Source organism: Bradyrhizobium sp. AZCC 1719 (genome assembly GCF_036924525.1).
Classification (GTDB): domain Bacteria; phylum Pseudomonadota; class Alphaproteobacteria; order Rhizobiales; family Xanthobacteraceae; genus Bradyrhizobium.
In genome coordinates, this window is record NZ_JAZHRU010000001.1 from 246,383 (window position 1) to 264,385 (window position 18,003).

Here is an 18,003-nt window from a genome sequence, read left to right on the forward strand (position 1 = left end):
CCGTGAGATTTCACGGGGCCTCTTTCATGCATCACGGCGTCGCGTCTAGCTTGCCGCCCGGAACCGAACCTCACCATTGTTCAGGAAACATGTCTTGGTGAAGAGGCTCAGATCCAGCGGATTGGGCAATCTGACATCTTCCAGATCGGGGCATGGTTTCTTCAACGGATCGTACGAGCGATCGATCTGCGAGATAAAGACGAAGATCAGCCCTCGATCGCGTGCGAACGACTGCAGCGCCCGAACCTGAACCATCAACTCCGGATTCTCACGCTTCTGGTCGAGCAGTTGCAGATAGTCCACGACCACCAGGGTGCCGCGAGGCGCGGCGGCCAGCCGCTCGATGATGTAATCTGAACTCATGTCGTCGGAGCTATCGAATTCAAACAGACCGGCGAAATCCTCCCGCGCCACGCCGATGGCGCGGAAACGATCCAGAATATCCTTTTCCGTATACTCCAGCGTGAAGAACACGCCTCGACTGCCGGACTTCATGGCTTGCACGGCGAGTTCGAGGCTCATCAGGGTTTTGCCCTGCCCCGGGCGCGCGCCCATCAGCACCAGGTCGCCAGGAGCCAGTCGCGCAAACAGTTTTTCAGCGGGCGCGGTTGCAGTCATTTTGGCCGCGAGCAAACTCCAGGCGCTGAAGCCTTCTCGCCTCGCAATGCGGTCGAGCGCCTCGTGCAGCGGGATGTTTTCGGCACGGGATAGAAGTTTGGCCTTACGCTTCAAGTGATAAAGGGGCGCAGATAGCTTCATCGAAAGAACCTCCTATTGCGAGCAATTTCACAACCCCTCCTTATGCTTTGCGTGCTCGAACAGTTGGTTCGATGATCGAAATGGCCCCGCATGAATGATGCTTTCCCGACGGAGGGAGGAGGCGTGGACCGCGCCAGAATCAGATTATAGCCAATCCCTGCTGAAGGGACATTGCCCACCTTGGGTGACGGTACGAAAAATAGTGGAAACGATTCGACCGGCAGCGATGTGGGAATCGCGCTCCCGCGACGAAACACTTTTCCCGCAACAACGAAAAAATCCCGAAACCGAAGCGCCATACGCGCCGTGCCCCGGACGCGGTGCACCACAAAGTGGTGCGCCGCAGAGCCAGGGCCATTACCTGCCGCGCGAGTGTGGGTCCCGGCTCTGCGATGCATCGCTGGCGCGCTGCTTCGCGCCCGGGACACGGGGCTAGCGAAATAGTCGAAGCAGGTTTTGAAGAAAGCCGACGCGCTCGGCCTTGTGCTCTCGCGACACCGGCTGCAACGCCATCCCTTCCACGCCGTTTGCCGCCGCCAACGCGATCGGCCCGACATGTTCCAGAAACGCGCGCTCATAGCCACGCGACAGCCGCGCGACGGCTGCGTCAAGCGGCAGCCAGTCGACCGTCTTGACGTCGGGCATGAGTTTGCGGGTCGGCGCATCGCCCGCCTCCATGCGCCAGTAATGCACCACCTTGGCGCCGCCGCGGGATTCATAGGCTAACGTGCCCAGAAATTCGTGCACGGCAACGTCGTGCCCGGTTTCTTCCATCACCTCGCGTTCGGCAGCAGCGCGCGGCGTCTCGCCGTCGTCGAGCTTGCCCTTCGGCAAGACCCATTCATTGCGCTTACGCAGGGCGCACCACGGCGATCAACGGCGGCTCCGTCTGCCGCAACACGATTCCTCCTGCCGCCATGACAGGCGCTCTCGCCATCTATCTCTTCCCGCGTCGTCGCAATGCGATCGCGAGCATATAGAGGCAATAGCCCGGAGAATCGAGATTAAACCTGCGGCTTTCGCAACAGTCGTTCGCCGGCGCGGATGCGCCCGCCCTCCGCGACGTTGTCGCAAAATTCGAAGTTCTCCGGCGCCAGCACGATGATGGTCGAGCCGTGCTCGAACCAGCCGAGCTCGTCGCCCTTGCGCACCTTCGCATCGCAGGGAAACACCGTCGGTCCCCTGCTCTGCGCATTGAGCGTACGATCCAGGAAATGCAGCCGGATGCTGGCGACCAGAATGGCCGCGACCGGCACCAGCGTCAGCGCCTCGCCGGACGGCAGGCGTGCCTGCAGTACCGCCCGCTCGTTCTTGCAGAACAGACGCTCGACCCGCTTCAGCGCAATCGGATTGACGTTCCAGACGTCGCCATGGATGAAGGTCACCTTCTCGATCCGGCAATCATACGGCGCATGAAAGCGGTGATACATGCTGGACGTCAGCCTGAGCGTCAGGAAGCGGCCGTTGCGATGGCTCTCCACCAGCGCGGGATCGCCGAGCAAATCCAGCAGCGAATACGGCGCGCCCTTGATCTGGAACAGCTCGGTATCGGCGATCTTGCCGAAGGCGCCGATGATGCCGTCGGAAGGACTGGCCACCAGGTGCGGATCGGGATCCGCCGGCCGCAGCCCCGGGCGCAGCTCGCGCGTAAAGCAATCGTGCAAGCTCTTGAATTCGGTCTTTCTCGCTTCCGACAAATCGAGATCGGAAAACAGCCGCCAGCAGCCAATCGAAGAATCGCGCACGAGCGGATTCTCGATCTTGCTGAACCAGCCCATGAAGCGCGTCAGCGCGGCGCGCGGGATGCGGTTGGTCAGGAGGAAGTTGAGGTCCTCCTGCTGGGTGAAGCGGGCGATCAGGCGCCGGACTGTCATCAATCTGTCAGCAGGATTGGCTAGCGCTTCAGGCATGGATTCGTCCCTTCCGATTCTTTCCCTGTCCGCCGCTGCGGTCGCTAGCGCCGCGGCAGTGTTCCCCAAATTGCAGGCACGGCTGGCGCTGTCGCGCGCAAAACACCGCTCGCTGACCGGGCATTCCAAAATGTCCAAGATGGTCGCGCGGCTGGTGCCGCATTACGAATTCGACATCGACGATTTCTTCGCTTCCGACGGCGCGCCCAGCGATGTCGCCATGCAGCGGCAGGACGCCTTCTTCCGGCTCGCCTGCCTCTACGAGGAGCGCTACGCCAAGGGCCGGCAGATGACGGCCGAGGCTGCGGCGCACATCTCCGATCTGCAGTTTACGGAAACCTATCGCGTGCCGTTCCAGTACAGCCGGCTGGTGCGCGAAAATCTCGGCACCGGCGCCTTCATGCAGTCTTCCGCCGGCGTCACCGTTACCGATGTCGACGGCAACATCTTCTACGACCTGACCGGCTCCTACGGCGTCAACATTTTCGGCAACGATTTTTACAAGGAGTGCATCACGGAAGCCGAAAAGCGCGCCCGCGCGCTGGGCCCCGTGCTCGGCCCCTATCACCCCGTCATCACCGACAACGTCCGCCGGCTGTGTGAGATTTCCGGCCTCGACGAAGTCTCGTTCCACATGTCCGGCACCGAAGCCGTCATGCAGGCGGTGCGGCTGGCGCGCTATCACACCAAGCGCACGCATCTCGTTCGTTTCGCCGGCGCCTATCACGGCTGGTGGGGCGACGTGCAGCCCGGCGTCGGCAATCCGGTTTCGCCGCACGAGACGTATACGCTCGCCGATATGTCGGAGCGCACGCTGCATGTGCTGCGCACGCGCAGGGACATTGCCTGTGTGCTGGTCAATCCCTTGCAGGCGTTGCATCCGAACGCCAACGCGCCCGGCGATTCCGCCCTCGTCGACAGTTCGCGAAAAGGCGCGTTCGATCGCGCGGCCTACACCGACTGGCTGAAGAAATTGCGCGAGGTCTGCACCGAGCGCGGCATCGTGCTGATCTTCGACGAGGTCTTCGTCGGCTTCCGCCTCGCCGCCGGCGGTGCGCAGGAATATTTCGGCGTCCGCGCCGACATGGTCACCTACGGCAAGAGCCTCGCCGGCGGCTTGCCGGTCGGCGTGGTCTGCGGCGCTAAGGAGTTGATGCGACGCTTCCGCGACGATCGCCCCGCCGACGTCTGCTTTGCCCGCGGCACCTTCAATTCGCATCCCTACGTGATGACGGCTATGGACGAGTTCCTGTCGAGGCTCGCCAGCCCGAACTTCAATGCCGTCTACCAGGGGCTCGACGAGACCTGGAACGGCCGCGCCAAAGCGTTGAACGAGCGGCTGGCCGCGCAGGATCTGCCGGTCCGCGTCAGCAACATCTCCTCGATCTGGACGGTGCAATATACCGAGCCGTCGCGCTACAACTGGATGCTGCAATACTACCTGCGCGCCGAAGGGCTGGCGCTGAGCTGGGTCGGCACCGGCCGGCTGATCTTCAGCCTCAACTACACGGATGCGGATTTCGCTGAGGTGGTCGACCGGTTTGTCGCGGCCAGCGAGAAGATGAAGCGCGACGGCTGGTGGTGGCATGACGGCTCGCTGACCAACAAGAATATCAAGCGGCGGATTCTGCGGGAGATGCTTGCCAAGCGGTTTGGGCGCTGAGGCGAACATCTTTCTTCGGCGCACGACTCCCGCCTTTCCGTATTGCGACATCGTCATTCCGGGATGGTCCGAAGGACCAGACCCGGAATCTCGAGATTCTCAGGTGCGCAAGTGCGCACCATAGTTCGATGCTTCGCATCGCCCCGGAATGACGGGATGGGAAGACGTTCATGCCCGGGACAAGCCCGGGCATGACGCTTTCAGTAGCGGCAACGCTCACGCGTGCTTGACGTGCTTCTCCAGACCCGGATCGATCAGCTCGCCCTTCATGAGGGCCAGCGGCGCCTTGTAGTACAGCTTCAGGTCGCTGAAGGGGTCGGTGAGAATCTTGGTCATCCAGACCAAACCGGTCTCGACGTCGCGGATGAAGAACAGGTGCACGGTGCGGAACAACAGCCCGCCGATGCCGACCGCAAGCCAGATCTTGGCGACCTGCCGCATGAAGTCCGCCGACGACGTCCAGGGCGTGAACAGGCCGAACAAGGTCGGGTCGAGATACAAGACCAGCGGCGACAGCGCCCAGATCGTCATCAGCACGACCTTGCGCTGCAGATTGTAGCCAACCTTGATCTCTTCCTTGTGTTCGTGGGTCGCCTGGTTGACGTGGTCATAGCCGCGCGGTTCGAAGAAGAAGTGACCGGCCTGCCGCGTCGTCATCGAGACCAGCCAGCCGACCAGCGCCGACACGACGGGATCGACGAACAGCATCGCATAAGCGAACAGGAAGCTCGCCGCGCTGACGAAGTGCAGCGACTGGTTGATGCGGCTGTGGTGATAGTAGCGATGGTCGTCCCAGCGCTGGGTACGCAGTTCCTGCAGAAAGTTCTTGATCATGTTCTCCCCCAAATTCCGATGGGATCGGGTCTACTGAGATTCGATGTCCGGCATGTGACATCATGATAATGACATGTGACAGTTCGCGGTGGCGCGATGGCGCAACGGCGATCAGGGCGCGTCAGGCAGCCGCGGCGACGTCGACTTTCCGAAACCGCACCAGCGAGAAATGGCCGAGCGGCGGCACCAGGCGGCGCTCCGCCAGCTCCATGCCGCGCGCGCCCGCCAGCCATTGCGCATAGCGCGACCAGGCGAATTCGGCGGTGCGGAAGCCGAGCGGACGCACCACCGGCTGCAGTCGCCGCTCGATGAAGCGGCGCATGCCGGCATCGGCGCTGACGCGGGTGAGGATGATGAGTTCGCCGCCCGGCCGCAGCACGCGGGCGAATTCGTCCAGCGCCTTTTCGGGGTTCGGCACCGCGGTGACGACATACTGCGCCATCACCACGTCGAAGCAATCGTCGGGGAATTCGAGATTTTCGGCATCCATCACCGCGAGGCCTTCGACGTTCTTGAGGCCGAGTTCATCGACGCGCTTCTTCGCCTTCTGCAGCATCGCTTCCGAAATGTCGGTGCCGAAGATGCGCAGGTGCGGCGCATATAGCGGCAGCGAAATGCCGGTGCCGACGCCGACCTCGAGCACCCGGCCACCGATCTTGTTGGTGGCGGCAATCGCCGCCCTGCGACCCTTGCTGAATACGCCGCCGAATACGAGGTCATAGACCGGCGCCCAGCGATCGTAGGCCTGCTCGACCGTTTCGCGGTCGAAATCGAGCGGCCTCGTGCCGTCAAGCTTGATGATGTCTGCCATGGTTGGTTTGCCTTTCGTCTCACGCATATGACTTGTGTTGATGATCGAACTTTTCGGGTCAGCCCTGCACGGCGCCCCTCACAGGCGCCCGGCGCACCGGCCGCAACACGCGACTCGGCTGCAGCGCGGTCAGATTGCCGAGGAACTGCCGCGCGCTGTTTTCCCAGGAGCGCGCCAGCGCAAAGTTCCGACAGGCCTCGCGCGACATCGTCAGCGCGCGCAGGCACGCGCTGCGAAGGTCGGTGTCGATTGCGCCGATCGGATGATCGGCAATAACGTCCTTCGGGCCGGTGACCGGGAATGCCGCGACCGGCGTGCCGCACGCCAAGGCCTCGAGCTGCACGACGCCGAACGTGTCGGTAAGGCTCGGAAACACGAAGACGTCGGCGGCGGCGAGATGCGCGGTCAACTCCGCGCCCTTCTTCTCGCCGAGGAAAATTGCGTCAGGGTATTTTTGCGCGAGCTGCGCCTTCTGCGGTCCGTCGCCGACGACCACTTTCGATCCCGACAGGTCGAGTGACAGGAACGCATCGAGGTTCTTTTCCACCGCGACGCGGCCCATCGTCATGAAGATCGGCCGCGGCAGATCGAGCGCCGCTGGATTGTGCGGGTTGAACAATTCGGTGTCGACGCCGCGCGTCCAGAAGCCGAGTTTCCGAAAGCCCCGCGCGGAAAGTTCCTGCCGCAGCGAGTCGGTGGCGACCATGACCGTGGAAGACGCGGCATGAAAGTGCCTCAGCACTGCATAGCCGACGGCAGCCGGGAGTCCGGTGCGGACGGCGATATATTCGGGAAAGCGCGTCGTATAGGACGTGGTGAACGAAAGCTTGCGGCGGCGGCAATAGGCGCGCACCATCCAGCCGATCGGCCCCTCGGTTGCGATGTGGATGGCGTCGGGCGCCGCCTCTTCGATCCGTCGCGCGATCTCGCGCCGGTTCGGCAGTGCGACTCGCAAGCCAGGATAGGTCGGAACGCCGAGGGAAGGAAATCCGTCCGGGGTCAGGAAGCTGATATCGGCGTCGAGCGCAGAGGCGCTGCGCGCCAGCGACGTCAGCGTGCGGACGACACCGTTCACCTGCGGATGCCATGCATCGGTCGCAATCAATATCTTCATGTCCGGACCCGAGATTAATGATTCTCAAATCCGACGTTCAGCCATGGATATTTCAAGCGTATGACGTCATCGATATGTAAGGATGTTTTTAAGTCCCCTCCACGCATTTTCGTGTAACGTGACAGCGAGATGACAGACAACAACGACAATCCTGCGCGATCCCGCCGCCGGCGGAAGCGGAAGAGCTATGCGCTTCTGATCCTTGCCGCCGGCCTGCTCGCGTTCGGCGTCGCCGCGGGCACGCTGTATTACGTGCTGCGGCCGACGACGCTGCGGATTGCAGTCGGCCCGGCCGGCAGCGATGACCAGAAGCTGGTCCAGTTGATGGCACAGACATTTGCGCGCGAGGGCAGTTCGGTACGGCTGGCGCCGATCACGACGGAAGGGGCGGTGGAAAGCATAGCCCTGTTCACGGACGGCAAGGCCGATCTTGCGGTGGCGCGCGGCGACCTGAACCTGCCGACCAACGCCGAGTCGGTTGCCATCCTGCGCAAGAACGTCGTCGTGCTGTGGGCGCCTTCCGGCCTTCCTGCCAAGGGCTCGAAGAAGCAACCCACGCCCAAGATCAAGAGTCTCGATGAACTGGCCGGCCACCGCGTCGGCGTGATCGGGCGCACGCAGGCCAATGTCGCGCTGTTGCGCGGGATCCTGAAAGAGTCCGGCATCAATCCCGACAAGGTCACGATCAGCCAGTTCGCCACCAATCAGATCGGCGAAATGGCGAAAGATCAGTCGGTCGATGCCTTCATGGCGGTCGGCCCGCTCAAGAGCAAGATCACCGTGGACGCGATCGCTGCAACCGCGACTGCCCGCGGTGAGCCGAAATTCCTGCCGATCGAGGTTTCCGATGCGATCGCCAAGAAAAATCCGATCTACGAATCCGAGGAAATTCCTGCCAGCATCTTCGGCGCTTCACCGCAGCGGCCGGAAGACAAGGTCGATACGGTGGCCGTCAACCACCTGATCATCGCACCGAAGTCATTGTCGGATACGGCGGTCGCCGCCTTCGCCCGCCAGCTCTTCACCAACCGCCAGCAGCTCGCGCGTGAATTGCCGACCGCCTCGCAGATCGAGAAGCCCGATACCGAAAAGGACGCAGCGCTGCCGGCGCATGCAGGCGCAGCCGCCTATATCGACGGCAACGAGCGAACGTTCCTCGAAAAATACACCGACTACATCTGGTTCGCGATCCTGATCCTGTCGGGCCTGGGTTCTGCCGGCGCATGGTTCAGGCATTACTGGAACAGCGACGAGCGCGAAGTGTATGTCGGCCATCGCGATGAACTGCTCGACCTGATTTCCAGGGTACGCAAGGCAGAAACGGCGGAAGAGCTGGCGGAGATGCAGAACACAGCCGACGGCATATTGCGTCACGCGCTGGATTGCTATGACGACGGCGCCGTCGAGGACGGCGACCTGTCGGTGATCGGTTTAGCGCTCGAGCAATTCCATCACGCAGTCGCCGACCGCCGCGTCGTGCTCAACGCCGGCGAGGCCGGCATGCCGCGAATGCGAGCCGGCCAGGCTTGATTGGTTAGGTGGCCTTCTCCCCCTTCGATTAGATTTGCCGGCGCCGGACGTAATGCAGCCGACGACCTAACATTTGTCAGGTCCGCCTTCTGTTCCCCGTGCCACCGTCACGGAAAATTAAGACACGCAGGAGGACAATGAAGGATTATCAGACCCATTTGGAGAAGCTCGCGTAAAGACGCCGCCGATGTGCGCTCGTCCAGGACTTGGCTACCGACAAAGCGAAGCGCGAAATGTTCGACCGGCTTGCGCGGCATCTGGATCAACTAGCCGACGAGGTTGAGCGGGCCATGAATGCTCGAAAGACCGGCTAAAGGTAGTGGTGCGAGTATGCGGGCAAAGACGCTACTCGTTCTACTGGTTGTCACGGCGCTAGGGGCTTACATTGTAGGCCGCCACAGCAGTCCCGTGAACGACGCGGCAGGCGCGCAGCCGCAGCCTCCCGTGGCCAAGCCCGTTGCCTTAGCGGGCCCTGTATCGCCTCCTTTGCCACGACCGAGACCCCAAGCGCCCCTAACAATCCGTTCCACACCATCAAGGCCCTAGCCAGGCAAAGCCAGGCGCCGCTTATTGATCAGCATCACGCGCATGTACGTGATGATGTGCTCCTCGTCATACTCAGTGAGGGCTGGTCCAGCGAGCGCCTGAACCTACGTGTCGCTGAGAACCATTCGGATGCCTGAAGAAGGCATCAAGGCTCACAGGTTCGCCGCTGTCTTGCCAAAGCAGCTTTTGACCGAGGCTAGCCGCCACCGCGATGCGGTGGTGCCCGCCGACCAACGTGCCGTCATGCGTTGCCTTGGCGATGATCTCACCGGTCTCGTTCACGATGTTTCTCATAGTCGAATAGCCCTGTCAGGATCGACTTCTGCATCCAGCGATCAACTCGCGGCTTTCATGTCTGTTCCTATGCCCGCAATGGTGCGCAGCCGGTCCAGCCTTGTGCCGAGCGGCCGCGCATTGCAAAGCACGTCATGCGCCCATGGCAGAGGACTATAACCTCGTCCATCACCAATTCCCGACCAATCCAACTCGCAGCGCTTATTGATCCGGTTGAAGTCATCGCCGCGGAAGCTGATCGCCTCCTATTGGGACGATCTGAGCATGAGGGCGAGAGCACCCAACTCGCCTTGGCCTCAGCGGGTGAGGGCACTACCGGAACAGGGACGAGCGCGAGCTCTATGTCGGGCATCGCGACGAGCTCTCGATCTGATCTCGAAGGTCCGCCAGGCCGAGACGGCGGAAGAGCTGGCTGAGATGCAGCGTACGGCCGACCGCTTGTTGCGCGAGCCGCTCGATTGCTACGACGACGGCGCCATCGAGGAAGGCGACCTCTCGGTGATCCGGCTCGCGCTCGAACAATTCCATCATGCCGTCGCCGACCGCCGGGCCGTGATCGGCACCGGCTCAACCGACATCCCGCCGATGCAGGCCCGTCAGACCTGATTGATCCGGCTGCTTTCTCCAAATTTTCACGGCGGCGCCCGCCCGGCGCAATGCCGGCCGGGTCCGGGCACATGGAGCATGGACTATCCCGGCGGATTGAAGGGCCTCACGCAGGTCACAGTCTCAAGCTTTTGAGCAAGCCGTTCCAAGCCTTGCTTTGGTTGCTGACATCACCCCTCAGCTTCGCTTGCTCAAGCGTAACGAGATCACCGCAGCACTCGCAGGCAAATGGCGTTTCGTCGCGAAGCCATGGCATCACTTTCTTGTATCCATGCCCGGAACCGGCACGGGGAGGATTGACGTCAGCATCGTCGTAAATCGCCATGATCAAACTCCTGGGACTACTGAACCGCATGTCCGAGAGAAGTGGCGCCCTGCCCAGTCACAGAACCGCTTCAGCCCGTACCTATAGCTCTGGATCGCCAAAAAGGGCGCAGTAAGGGCAGTACCGGTCAGCGGCTTTGCCGAGTTGGCGTCCAAACTCTTTCCGAAGAGCTTCACCCTCCCACGTCGTGCCATCGCTCTTGACGAGCTTTCTGGCACGCGCAAGGGCATGGCTCTCCGCCGCGTCGTCACCGATGCGGATCGTCAGATCCAAGTGAAAAGGGCAGACTGCTATGGCATGGGTCGTTTCCAGCGCGTAGTGCACGGCTGAACCCAGATCATCCGCGTGGTTGGTTACGGACATGTGAGCCTCCTGCTCGGACAAGGCGGGCTCGGAGTGCCTAGGAGCCCGAGCCCATAGCCTCAACAGCCGGCGGGTTGTTCGGCTACAGCGCTTGTTTAGCGCGGTAGGCAAACGCGTCCTTGATGTAGCGCAAAGGAACTTGGCTCTTGGCGAGCTGCAACCATACGGTATTTCGGCAGGACACTCTGTCCGGGCGAGTGCGGTCTCGCCGGCAGCGCCTGGGCGCGCCGTGCTACTTCTTTGAGTGGCATTGCCTCCCGCCGCACCACCAGCTTCCGTCAACGAAACCTTAACGAAACAATTCCCTAACGCCACGAAACCATTTTGGCGATTTCGTGCAAATGTCCTGAAACGGTTCATCTGTAGAGGTGTCCCCAACGACGCGCCGAACTGGTGCGACAAACAGGGGGACGACCATGTCCAATTCATCGATACTGAGCCGCTTCGCGGCCGCCGCCTTTGGCGCGCTGGCGATTGGCGCCACCGCATTTTCCGCACCCGCCACTGCGGCCCCGCTGCCGCTGTTTCCGTTTTTCCTGCCGCAGATCGAAGCGGCTCCGCCGCCGGTTGCCGCTGCGCCTGAGGAAGAAGAACGCTTCGAGCTGCCGGCCCGCCTGCGCCGCCAGGTCGTGAACTACTACACCCGCGAGGCGCCGGGCACGATCATCATCGATACCCCGAACACCTATCTCTACCTCGTGCTCGGCAACGGCCAGGCGCTGCGCTACGGCATCGGCATCGGCCGCGACGGCTTCACCTGGTCCGGCACCCAGACGATCACCCGCAAGGCCGAATGGCCGGCCTGGACCCCGCCCCCGCAAATGATCGCCCGCCAGCCCTATTTGCCGCGCCACATGACCGGCGGCCCGGGTAATCCGCTCGGCGCCCGCGCGATGTATCTCGGCGGCACCATCTATCGCATCCACGGCACCAACGCGCCGGAGACGATCGGCACCCGTGTTTCCTCAGGTTGCCTCCGCCTCACCAACGAAGACGTCATTGATCTGTATTCCCGGGTCAGCGTCGGAACCAAGGTGATCGTGCTGCCGATGACGGATCGCCGCGCCGATCTCGGCCGGACCATCCGCTGAGGCATTAGCTTTTCTTAATGCGAGGCCCTGGCGTTCGCCGGGGTCGTTTTGCGTTGACCTAGGGTCGCGGCAATGTGCAGTGGCGTCCCCCTCGCCACCCCTGTAAAACGTTGTGGGGCGATTCATTGGGGTCCGGGGGCACGATGCGTCTGCCGATGCGGGTCAAGACCATTGCGATCGCGCTTGCGGTCCTCGTCATGTCGTTTGTGGTCAGCCTGAAGGTGATGGACTTCGTCACGCCTCGCGCCACGAACAGCGCGCCGGCGCTCGCCGAATTGCCGCCGCTGCCGCCGGCCGCGCGCGCATCCACGGTGATGGCGCCGATTGCGGTTGCGCTGTCGGCGATCCGCGATGCCACCGATCGCGGCGCGCCGCGCAATTTCGCCGGCAAGGCCGACAATCCGATTTCGCAGATCCTGCAGAACGCCGACATCGGCTGGACTGCCTCGCGCGGGCCGATCGTAGCTACCGGCGCGCAGGACGTGCTGTCGCTGGCAACGCCGTTGACGGGCACACTGAACGTAACCGGCTCGCTGTCGGGCAAGGCGACGGGTGCGGTCGGCGAAGCGCTCGGAAGCCTGCTCGGCGGCAACGTCGCCAAGCAGATCGGCAGCGTGAACATCAAGAACCTCAACGCCAGCGCCGAGATCAAGGGCAACGTCGTCATATCAGCGCGACCACAGATCGCGGCGAACTGGCGCATCGAGCCTAATCTCGCAGCGCAGGTCAATCTCGGCGACACCAGCCTCAGCGTGGCCGGCGCGCGCGTCAACGTGCCCGCGCAGGTGAAGCCGTTGATCGACCAGAACGTCGCCGAGCAAATCGCGCTGGTGCAGGCGCGCATGCGCAACGATCCGACCTTCGAACGGAACGCGCGGGTGCAGTGGGCCAAGGCCTGCCGCTCGATTCCGCTGCAGGGCACGACAGCCGGTTCGACGATGCCGGCGCTGTGGCTGGAATTGCGCCCCACCCGGGCGGTCGCCGCGCAGCCGCGAGTCGATGTTTCGAACCTGACGCTGACGCTCGGCATCGAGGCGGAAACCAGGATCACACCGAGCGAAACCAAGCCGTCCTGCCCGTTCCCCGCTACGATCGCCATGGTGCCACCGATGCCGGGACGGGTCGCGATCGGCGTGCCCATCGACATGCCGTTCACCGAGATCAACAAGATCGTGGAGGCGCAGTTCGCCGGGAAGACTTTTCCTGAAGATGGTTCGGGCGCGGTCGACGTCACCGTCAAGCGCGCCACCGTGGCCGCTTCCGGCAACCGCCTGCTGATCTCACTTCTGGTCAGCGCCAGGGAAAAGAAGAGCTTCTTGGGCCTCGGCGGCGAGGCCAATGTGCATATCTGGGGCAAGCCGGTGCTCGATCAGGGCGAGCAGACGCTGCGGCTGACCGACATCGAACTCGCCGTCGAGTCGGAGGCTGCCTTCGGGCTGTTGGGCGCCGCGGCGCGCGCAGCCGTCCCGCATCTGCAGAAGACGCTGGCGGACAAGGCTGTCATCGACCTCAAGCCGTTCGCCGGCAACGCGCAGAAGAAGATTGCAGCAGCGATCGCCGATCTTCAGAAGAACGAGGACGGCCTGCGGGTCTCGGCCGAGATCAGCAAGCTGCGGCTCGCCGACATCGCCTTCGATTCCAAAACGCTGCGCGTGATCGCAGAAGCGGAAGGCGCGATCAACGTCTACGTCAGCGCGCTGCCGGCGCTGTGATATCTCGTTAAACCCTCATGGTGAGGAGGCGCGTTAGCGCCGTCTCGAACCACGAGGCCCCGCTGGTGCCATTCATCCTTCGAGACGCGCGCGCTGCGCGCTCCTCAGGATGAGGTCTGACACAGGTATGGTGGGCACGGCGCGTGCGCGCCTTTGCCCACCCTACGAAACTGCCGACTACGAACCCTCGAACTTGAATGAGACTTTCAGCTTGGCGCGGTAGGCTTCCACCTTGCCTTGTGCATCAAGCTGCAAGTCAAGCTGGACCACTTCGGCAACACGAAGATCCCGCAGGGTTTCTCCGGCGCGGCTGACCGCGCCAGCGGCGGCCTTCTCCCAGGATTCGCTGCTGGTGCCGATCAGCTCGATGACCTTGTAGACGCTGTCCGCCATGTCGTCCTCCCGTTGACGCAGGATCATGCAAGACAGGAGGCAGATGCTCCTGCCGCGATACAACCTATCATCGAGAAATACGCACAGATAGGATGCGCTGCACCATTGCGCGAACGGGCATTTTCAAAATCAAATGGCCGAACGGCGTGATGCCGTCCGGCCATTTTGAGGGAGCCTGGTGTTTAAGACCGCGGCCTCATTCTGTCGAGTACTTGAACTCCGGCATCGCCTTGAGCTGATCCTTCGTCGCGCTGAACACGGCGTGATCCGGATACCACGGATTCTTCTTCGGCGCGGCAGGCGCCGTCGCAGCACCCGTCGTGCCCGTGCCTCCGCCTGCGCCTGTCCGTGCGCCACCTGAAGCGGGCGCGCCCGCGGTGCCGGTGTAGGCAACCGGCTCATCAACGAACTTCACCTTGTCGATGGGCACCGCAACCAGATGCTCGCCGACGCCGAGGAAGCCGCCGACACCGATCACGGCTGCTTTGATATCGCCGCTCTTGTCGGTCAGGAGATCATTGATCGAGCCGAGGCTTTCGTTGCTATCGTTGTACACGTTCAGGCCGACCAGCTTCGAAGCCCGCCACGTACCCTTGAACGACGAGGTATCGGTTGCAGCCGCAGGCGCTGCGGTCTTGGCGCTGTCAGTCGTTGCCGAAGGACTTTGCTGCGCAAACGCTACACTCGCCAGCAACGCGGACGCCGCGAGGCCGGCAACGGCAGTTTTCGTTAACATATCCGTTCTCCTCAGTTCAGAAACGCTCTGAGGAAAACCCGGCACTTCAACAAGTGTTCCACGCGTTTTCGCATGAAACAGGCCGTGCGACACGGCATCACAAGGCGCCCCAGTAGGGCGGCATGCGGTAGTAGCGATGCAGCTCGGCTTCCTTTGCGCGATCGCCCCAGTCGAAATCCTTGTCCGCACGGAATGACGGCGCGCGCCTCAACTCTTCATCGTCGATGTCGAGTTCATAGGCTTCGAACTTCGTGTTGTAGCGAAGCCGTCCCCAGGGCAACGGCAGCAGATTGGCTCCGATGCCCAAAAACCCGCCGAAACTCAGGATTGCATAAGATACTTTACCAGTGACCTTGTCGATCATCAGCCGTTCGATGTGGCCGATCATGTCGCCGTTCGGCCGGCGCACCGCGGTCCCCTCGACGCGGTCGCTCGCGATCAACTGATGCGGCTTGGCCATGACATCGCTTGCCATTGGACCCTCCACACGTGGATGAAGGAATCAACGTGGCAGCGCCCGGCTGGTTCCGCCCTGTGGCAACCAGCCTGCCCTATTCGGAATTTACGAAATGCGCCGACGTGGCCGCTCCGCCGCACGCGATATGGCGGCGGCGCCGGCAATGATGCTGCAGCGTCGAAGCCCGTGCGTGTCAGGCCGCGAGCGCGTCGGGGTCGGCTTCCTCGTAGATTGCGATCGCCTCGAAGCGATAGTCGCAGGCGCGGCAGAACCAGAGGAAGGATGTGCGGCCCGGACTGCTCTCCACCCAATCCGGTCTCGGGATCGGCTTGCCGCACTGGGCGCAAGGATTTCCGCGAGGCAGATAGCTGGAGTCGAGTCGAGACATGGCGCATCTCCCTGGACTTCGGACGTCCAAATGACGTCTCGCTTTTTAGAATGTCATTGAATGAGACAGGTTTGCTGTCGGAATGAATTGGTTTGTCGCGGCGTCTTCTTTACACCTTGACTGCGTCTTTTGCACGACATTCCTTGCGCGTCCGCATGACGCAGATTCGCGTCGACAGGTGCGATGCATCGCACGCGCAACGTATGCGTCACGCTGGACGTGTTCGTTAAGGCGTGCATCGGCCGCAGACATCTCGCCGCGATGTCGTCCGTTTTCTGCCACATCTTGGCCCGTCGGTGGAACTAATCGAAAGCGCCACTCTCTCACGTGCCCACCCGCCAAGATCATTTTTATGAAAAGTTTTCCGAAATTCGCCTGGCTCGCCGCCGCGGCCGTGCTGCTGCTTTCGCCCGACGCAATGGCGCAGAGCCGCGCGCAATATCAAAGCATGGTCGCCGCCCACGCCGCCGCCAACAACGTGCCGGAAGCGCTGGTGCACCGGGTGATCGTGCGCGAGAGCAAGTATCATGCGAACCTGGTCGGGCGCGGCGGCACCATCGGGTTGATGCAGATCAAGCTGCCGACTGCGCGCGGCCTCGGCTACACTGGCGACGCCGCGGGCCTGCGCGATCCCGACACCAATCTCGCCTGGGGCATCAAATATCTCGCCGGCGCCTATCGCGCCGCCGGCGGCGATCACGGCCGCGCCGTCCGCTATTATGCGAGCGGCTATTATTACGCCGCCAAGCGCCAGCGGCAGGAAAAGCCGCTGCAGATCGCGCCCGTGCTGGCGAGCGGTGCGACGCCGAAAATCGTCGCCGCGCCGGTCGGAACGCCGGCTGACGCGAACGCGCTGCAGGCGGCAAAATAGCTAAATCCAAATAGCTAAATCCCGTGTCCCGGGCGCGGTGCAGCGCTGTCCCGGCGATGCGAAGCATCGTCCGGTGCGCTGCTCCGCAGAACCGGGACCCAATGCCAACCGTGGACCCCGGCTCAGCAGCGCACCGCTAAAGGGCGCTGCGCTGCGTCCGGGGCACGGCAGCATTGCAAGTTCCTGCAAAGCCGCGTTGACACCTCCGCCCAACCGCCTACATTAGCCCTGTTCCGAGGGGTGCTCCGACGAGGAGCTGAGATACCGCAAGCTTGGGCAGTTCAGCCTGGGACCGCGGTGACCCTTTGAACCTGATCCGGGTCATGCCGGCGAAGGGACAGGGATGTACCAGAAGTCAGATCCGCGGGGGGATTCCCCCGTTTCCATCATCGGCGCGGGCATTGCCGGCGCTTGGCAGGCGCTATTGTTCGCACAGGCCGGCCACGCCGTCACTCTGTACGAGCGCAGTGACGCCGATATGACGCTCTCCACCAGCCACTGGGCCGGCGGCATGCTGGCGCCCTATTGCGAGGCCGAGACGTCCGAGCCCGTGATCGGCCGGCTCGGATTCCGCTCGCTCGATTTGTGGCGCGAGCTCTTTCCCAACACCCCGTTCAACGGATCGCTGGTGGTGGCGCATCCGCGCGACCGCGCCGATTTCGAGCGTTTTGCCAAACTCACCACCGGCCATGCCAGGCTCGATGCAAGCGGCGTCGGCCACCTAGAACCCTCGCTGGACGGCCGTTTTCGCGACGGCCTGTTCTATGCCGAGGAGGGCCATGTCGAGCCGCGCAAAGTGCTGCCCGAGCTACATGCGCGAATCGAAGCCGCCGGCGGCACGATCAAGTTCGATTGCGATATCAATGCGGAAGATCTCGACGGCATCGTGATCGACTGCCGCGGGCTCTCCGCGCGCGACGAGCAGCCGGAATTGCGCGGCGTCAAGGGCGAGATGATCATCATCGAGACGAGCGAAGTCGAGCTGTCGCGCCCGGTGCGGCTGATCCATCCGCGCTGGCCGCTCTACGTGATCCCGCGCGGCGACAGCAAATTCATGCTGGGCGCGACCTCGATCGAGGCCGAGGACACCGGCGTCAGCGTGCGCTCGGCGCTGGAGCTGCTCGGCGCCGCCTATGCCGTGCATCCGGCCTTTGCCGAAGCGCGCATCGTCGAATTCGGCTCGGGCTTGCGTCCCGCCTTCCCCGACAACCTGCCGCGGATCACGGTTCGCAAGAACAAGATCGCAGTCAACGGCCTTTACCGCCACGGTTTTCTTGTGGCGCCGGCGCTGGCCGAGCTGACGCTCGCCTACGTACAGCGCGGCCAGATCGACAATGAGGTGATGCGATGCGTGTGACCATCAACGGCGAACAGCGCGAGATCGCTTCGGAGCGCGTCGACGCGCTGCTCTCCGAGCTCGAATACGAGGGCACGCATTTCGCGATCGCCGTGAATTACGACGTGCTGCCGAAAAGCCGCTGGGCGGAGACCGCACTGAAAGCCGGCGACGAGATCGAGATCATCACCCCACGGCAGGGAGGGTGATGATGAACGCACGCACTCTCCACCCGTCGTCCCCTGCGAAGCGTGCCTCGCACTC

General features: G+C 62.8%; 20 protein-coding genes, 1 pseudogene and 1 riboswitch. Of the genes and pseudogenes, 8 read left to right on the forward strand and 13 right to left on the reverse strand.

Annotated elements, in window-relative coordinates:
• Positions 1-45: 45 nt before the first annotated feature.
• The 3 genes and pseudogenes from V1292_RS01185 to asd all read right to left on the reverse strand — a co-directional run bounded on the left by V1292_RS01185 (position 46) and on the right by asd (position 2,633).
• Positions 46-759: a DNA helicase gene (locus V1292_RS01185; RefSeq protein ID WP_334369942.1), complete on the reverse strand. Its 714-nt coding sequence runs from the start codon at positions 757-759 to the stop codon at positions 46-48.
• Positions 760-1,257: 498 nt separating this feature from the next.
• A pseudogene (locus tag V1292_RS01190) lies at positions 1,258-1,696 on the reverse strand (NUDIX hydrolase); the annotation flags it as partial.
• A 67-nt stretch (positions 1,697-1,763) separates the two neighbouring features.
• Positions 1,764-2,633 carry an archaetidylserine decarboxylase gene (asd, locus tag V1292_RS01195; RefSeq protein ID WP_334369943.1) on the reverse strand — a complete coding sequence of 290 codons (870 nt, stop codon included), beginning with the start codon at positions 2,631-2,633 and terminating at the stop codon, positions 1,764-1,766.
• Between the two features lie 34 nt (positions 2,634-2,667).
• Between asd and V1292_RS01200 the strand changes: the two genes are divergently transcribed.
• Positions 2,668-4,332, forward strand: a complete 1,665-nt coding sequence (locus tag V1292_RS01200) for an aminotransferase class III-fold pyridoxal phosphate-dependent enzyme (RefSeq protein ID WP_334369944.1) — start codon at positions 2,668-2,670, stop codon at positions 4,330-4,332.
• A gap of 216 nt (positions 4,333-4,548) precedes the next feature.
• On the opposite strand, the gene V1292_RS01205 is transcribed toward V1292_RS01200, so the two are convergent.
• The 3 genes from V1292_RS01205 to V1292_RS01215 all read right to left on the reverse strand — a co-directional run bounded on the left by V1292_RS01205 (position 4,549) and on the right by V1292_RS01215 (position 7,091).
• Complete coding sequence (locus tag V1292_RS01205; RefSeq protein ID WP_334369945.1) at positions 4,549-5,166, reverse strand: hypothetical protein; 618 nt, start codon at positions 5,164-5,166, stop codon at positions 4,549-4,551.
• Positions 5,167-5,287: 121 nt separating this feature from the next.
• Positions 5,288-5,977, reverse strand: coding sequence for a class I SAM-dependent methyltransferase (locus V1292_RS01210; protein ID WP_334369946.1), 690 nt, complete (start codon positions 5,975-5,977; stop codon positions 5,288-5,290).
• Positions 5,978-6,035: 58 nt separating this feature from the next.
• A complete protein-coding gene (locus V1292_RS01215; RefSeq protein ID WP_334369947.1) occupies positions 6,036-7,091 on the reverse strand; it encodes a glycosyltransferase family 4 protein in 1,056 nt (351 codons plus the stop codon).
• 129 nt (positions 7,092-7,220) lie between these two features.
• On the opposite strand from V1292_RS01215, the gene V1292_RS01220 reads away from it, so the two are divergent.
• Positions 7,221-8,621, forward strand: a complete 1,401-nt coding sequence (locus V1292_RS01220) for a TAXI family TRAP transporter solute-binding subunit (RefSeq protein ID WP_334369948.1) — start codon at positions 7,221-7,223, stop codon at positions 8,619-8,621.
• A 618-nt stretch (positions 8,622-9,239) separates the two neighbouring features.
• Here V1292_RS01220 and V1292_RS01225 read toward each other — a convergent pair.
• On the reverse strand, positions 9,240-9,449 hold the full coding sequence (locus V1292_RS01225) for a hypothetical protein (protein WP_334369949.1): 210 nt from the start codon (positions 9,447-9,449) through the stop codon (positions 9,240-9,242).
• A 429-nt stretch (positions 9,450-9,878) separates the two neighbouring features.
• Here V1292_RS01225 and V1292_RS01230 point away from each other — a divergent pair, with 429 nt between their 5' ends.
• The gene (locus V1292_RS01230) at positions 9,879-10,067 is read left to right on the forward strand and encodes a hypothetical protein (protein ID WP_334369950.1); all 189 of its coding nucleotides are present in this window, start codon (positions 9,879-9,881) and stop codon (positions 10,065-10,067) included.
• A gap of 115 nt (positions 10,068-10,182) precedes the next feature.
• Here the strand turns inward: V1292_RS01230 and V1292_RS01235 are convergent, their stop codons facing one another.
• Together V1292_RS01235 and V1292_RS01240 are read right to left on the reverse strand one after the other, a co-directional pair.
• Entirely contained in the window at positions 10,183-10,392 is a 210-nt protein-coding gene (locus V1292_RS01235) for a hypothetical protein (RefSeq protein ID WP_334369951.1), read from the reverse strand.
• Between the two features lie 81 nt (positions 10,393-10,473).
• Positions 10,474-10,755: a hypothetical protein gene (locus tag V1292_RS01240; protein WP_334369952.1), complete on the reverse strand. Its 282-nt coding sequence runs from the start codon at positions 10,753-10,755 to the stop codon at positions 10,474-10,476.
• Between the two features lie 416 nt (positions 10,756-11,171).
• Between V1292_RS01240 and V1292_RS01245 the strand changes: the two genes are divergently transcribed.
• Both V1292_RS01245 and V1292_RS01250 read left to right on the forward strand, forming a co-directional pair.
• Complete coding sequence (locus V1292_RS01245) at positions 11,172-11,846, forward strand: L,D-transpeptidase (protein WP_334369953.1); 675 nt, start codon at positions 11,172-11,174, stop codon at positions 11,844-11,846.
• 143 nt (positions 11,847-11,989) lie between these two features.
• The gene (locus V1292_RS01250) at positions 11,990-13,558 is read left to right on the forward strand and encodes a DUF4403 family protein (RefSeq protein ID WP_334369954.1); all 1,569 of its coding nucleotides are present in this window, start codon (positions 11,990-11,992) and stop codon (positions 13,556-13,558) included.
• Positions 13,559-13,735: 177 nt separating this feature from the next.
• Here the strand turns inward: V1292_RS01250 and V1292_RS01255 are convergent, their stop codons facing one another.
• The 4 genes from V1292_RS01255 to V1292_RS01270 all read right to left on the reverse strand — a co-directional run bounded on the left by V1292_RS01255 (position 13,736) and on the right by V1292_RS01270 (position 15,532).
• Positions 13,736-13,951: a dodecin family protein gene (locus V1292_RS01255; RefSeq protein ID WP_057847045.1), complete on the reverse strand. Its 216-nt coding sequence runs from the start codon at positions 13,949-13,951 to the stop codon at positions 13,736-13,738.
• A gap of 196 nt (positions 13,952-14,147) precedes the next feature.
• Positions 14,148-14,687 (reverse strand): PRC-barrel domain-containing protein, encoded by a 540-nt coding sequence (locus V1292_RS01260; protein ID WP_334369955.1) that lies wholly within the window; start codon positions 14,685-14,687, stop codon positions 14,148-14,150.
• Positions 14,688-14,784: 97 nt separating this feature from the next.
• Positions 14,785-15,162, reverse strand: coding sequence for a PRC-barrel domain-containing protein (locus tag V1292_RS01265; RefSeq protein ID WP_334369956.1), 378 nt, complete (start codon positions 15,160-15,162; stop codon positions 14,785-14,787).
• 175 nt (positions 15,163-15,337) lie between these two features.
• On the reverse strand, positions 15,338-15,532 hold the full coding sequence (locus V1292_RS01270) for a hypothetical protein (protein WP_334369957.1): 195 nt from the start codon (positions 15,530-15,532) through the stop codon (positions 15,338-15,340).
• 352 nt (positions 15,533-15,884) lie between these two features.
• Between V1292_RS01270 and V1292_RS01275 the strand changes: the two genes are divergently transcribed.
• The 3 genes from V1292_RS01275 (at position 15,885) to thiS (ending at position 17,948) form a co-directional block, all read left to right on the forward strand.
• Positions 15,885-16,403, forward strand: coding sequence for a transglycosylase SLT domain-containing protein (locus tag V1292_RS01275; RefSeq protein ID WP_442895483.1), 519 nt, complete (start codon positions 15,885-15,887; stop codon positions 16,401-16,403).
• A 226-nt stretch (positions 16,404-16,629) separates the two neighbouring features.
• Positions 16,630-16,759: riboswitch (TPP riboswitch) on the forward strand.
• The gene (locus V1292_RS01280; RefSeq protein ID WP_334369958.1) at positions 16,747-17,760 is read left to right on the forward strand and encodes an FAD-dependent oxidoreductase; all 1,014 of its coding nucleotides are present in this window, start codon (positions 16,747-16,749) and stop codon (positions 17,758-17,760) included. (Overlaps the previous riboswitch by 13 nt.)
• Positions 17,751-17,948, forward strand: a complete 198-nt coding sequence (gene thiS, locus V1292_RS01285) for a sulfur carrier protein ThiS (protein ID WP_028349567.1) — start codon at positions 17,751-17,753, stop codon at positions 17,946-17,948. Before V1292_RS01280 ends, thiS begins: the two co-directional genes overlap by 10 nt.
• Positions 17,949-18,003: the final 55 nt, after the last annotated feature.

Excerpts from the sequence above, each read along its gene's own strand:
- V1292_RS01185 (WP_334369942.1), bottom strand. The coding sequence starts at position 759 with ATGAAGCTATCTGCGCCCCTTTATCACTTGAAGCGTAAGGCCAAACTT.
- asd (WP_334369943.1), bottom strand. The coding sequence starts at position 2,633 with ATGACAGTCCGGCGCCTGATCGCCCGCTTCACCCAGCAGGAGGACCTC.
- V1292_RS01200 (WP_334369944.1), top strand. The coding sequence starts at position 2,668 with ATGGATTCGTCCCTTCCGATTCTTTCCCTGTCCGCCGCTGCGGTCGCT.
- V1292_RS01205 (WP_334369945.1), bottom strand. The coding sequence starts at position 5,166 with ATGATCAAGAACTTTCTGCAGGAACTGCGTACCCAGCGCTGGGACGAC.
- V1292_RS01210 (WP_334369946.1), bottom strand. The coding sequence starts at position 5,977 with ATGGCAGACATCATCAAGCTTGACGGCACGAGGCCGCTCGATTTCGAC.
- V1292_RS01215 (WP_334369947.1), bottom strand. The coding sequence starts at position 7,091 with ATGAAGATATTGATTGCGACCGATGCATGGCATCCGCAGGTGAACGGT.
- V1292_RS01220 (WP_334369948.1), top strand. The coding sequence starts at position 7,221 with ATGACAGACAACAACGACAATCCTGCGCGATCCCGCCGCCGGCGGAAG.
- V1292_RS01230 (WP_334369950.1), top strand. The coding sequence starts at position 9,879 with ATGCAGCGTACGGCCGACCGCTTGTTGCGCGAGCCGCTCGATTGCTAC.
- V1292_RS01235 (WP_334369951.1), bottom strand. The coding sequence starts at position 10,392 with ATGGCGATTTACGACGATGCTGACGTCAATCCTCCCCGTGCCGGTTCC.
- V1292_RS01240 (WP_334369952.1), bottom strand. The coding sequence starts at position 10,755 with ATGTCCGTAACCAACCACGCGGATGATCTGGGTTCAGCCGTGCACTAC.
- V1292_RS01245 (WP_334369953.1), top strand. The coding sequence starts at position 11,172 with ATGTCCAATTCATCGATACTGAGCCGCTTCGCGGCCGCCGCCTTTGGC.
- V1292_RS01250 (WP_334369954.1), top strand. The coding sequence starts at position 11,990 with ATGCGTCTGCCGATGCGGGTCAAGACCATTGCGATCGCGCTTGCGGTC.
- V1292_RS01255 (WP_057847045.1), bottom strand. The coding sequence starts at position 13,951 with ATGGCGGACAGCGTCTACAAGGTCATCGAGCTGATCGGCACCAGCAGC.
- V1292_RS01260 (WP_334369955.1), bottom strand. The coding sequence starts at position 14,687 with ATGTTAACGAAAACTGCCGTTGCCGGCCTCGCGGCGTCCGCGTTGCTG.
- V1292_RS01265 (WP_334369956.1), bottom strand. The coding sequence starts at position 15,162 with ATGGCAAGCGATGTCATGGCCAAGCCGCATCAGTTGATCGCGAGCGAC.
- V1292_RS01270 (WP_334369957.1), bottom strand. The coding sequence starts at position 15,532 with ATGTCTCGACTCGACTCCAGCTATCTGCCTCGCGGAAATCCTTGCGCC.
- V1292_RS01275 (WP_442895483.1), top strand. The coding sequence starts at position 15,885 with ATGAAAAGTTTTCCGAAATTCGCCTGGCTCGCCGCCGCGGCCGTGCTG.
- V1292_RS01280 (WP_334369958.1), top strand. The coding sequence starts at position 16,747 with ATGTACCAGAAGTCAGATCCGCGGGGGGATTCCCCCGTTTCCATCATC.
- thiS (WP_028349567.1), top strand. The coding sequence starts at position 17,751 with ATGCGTGTGACCATCAACGGCGAACAGCGCGAGATCGCTTCGGAGCGC.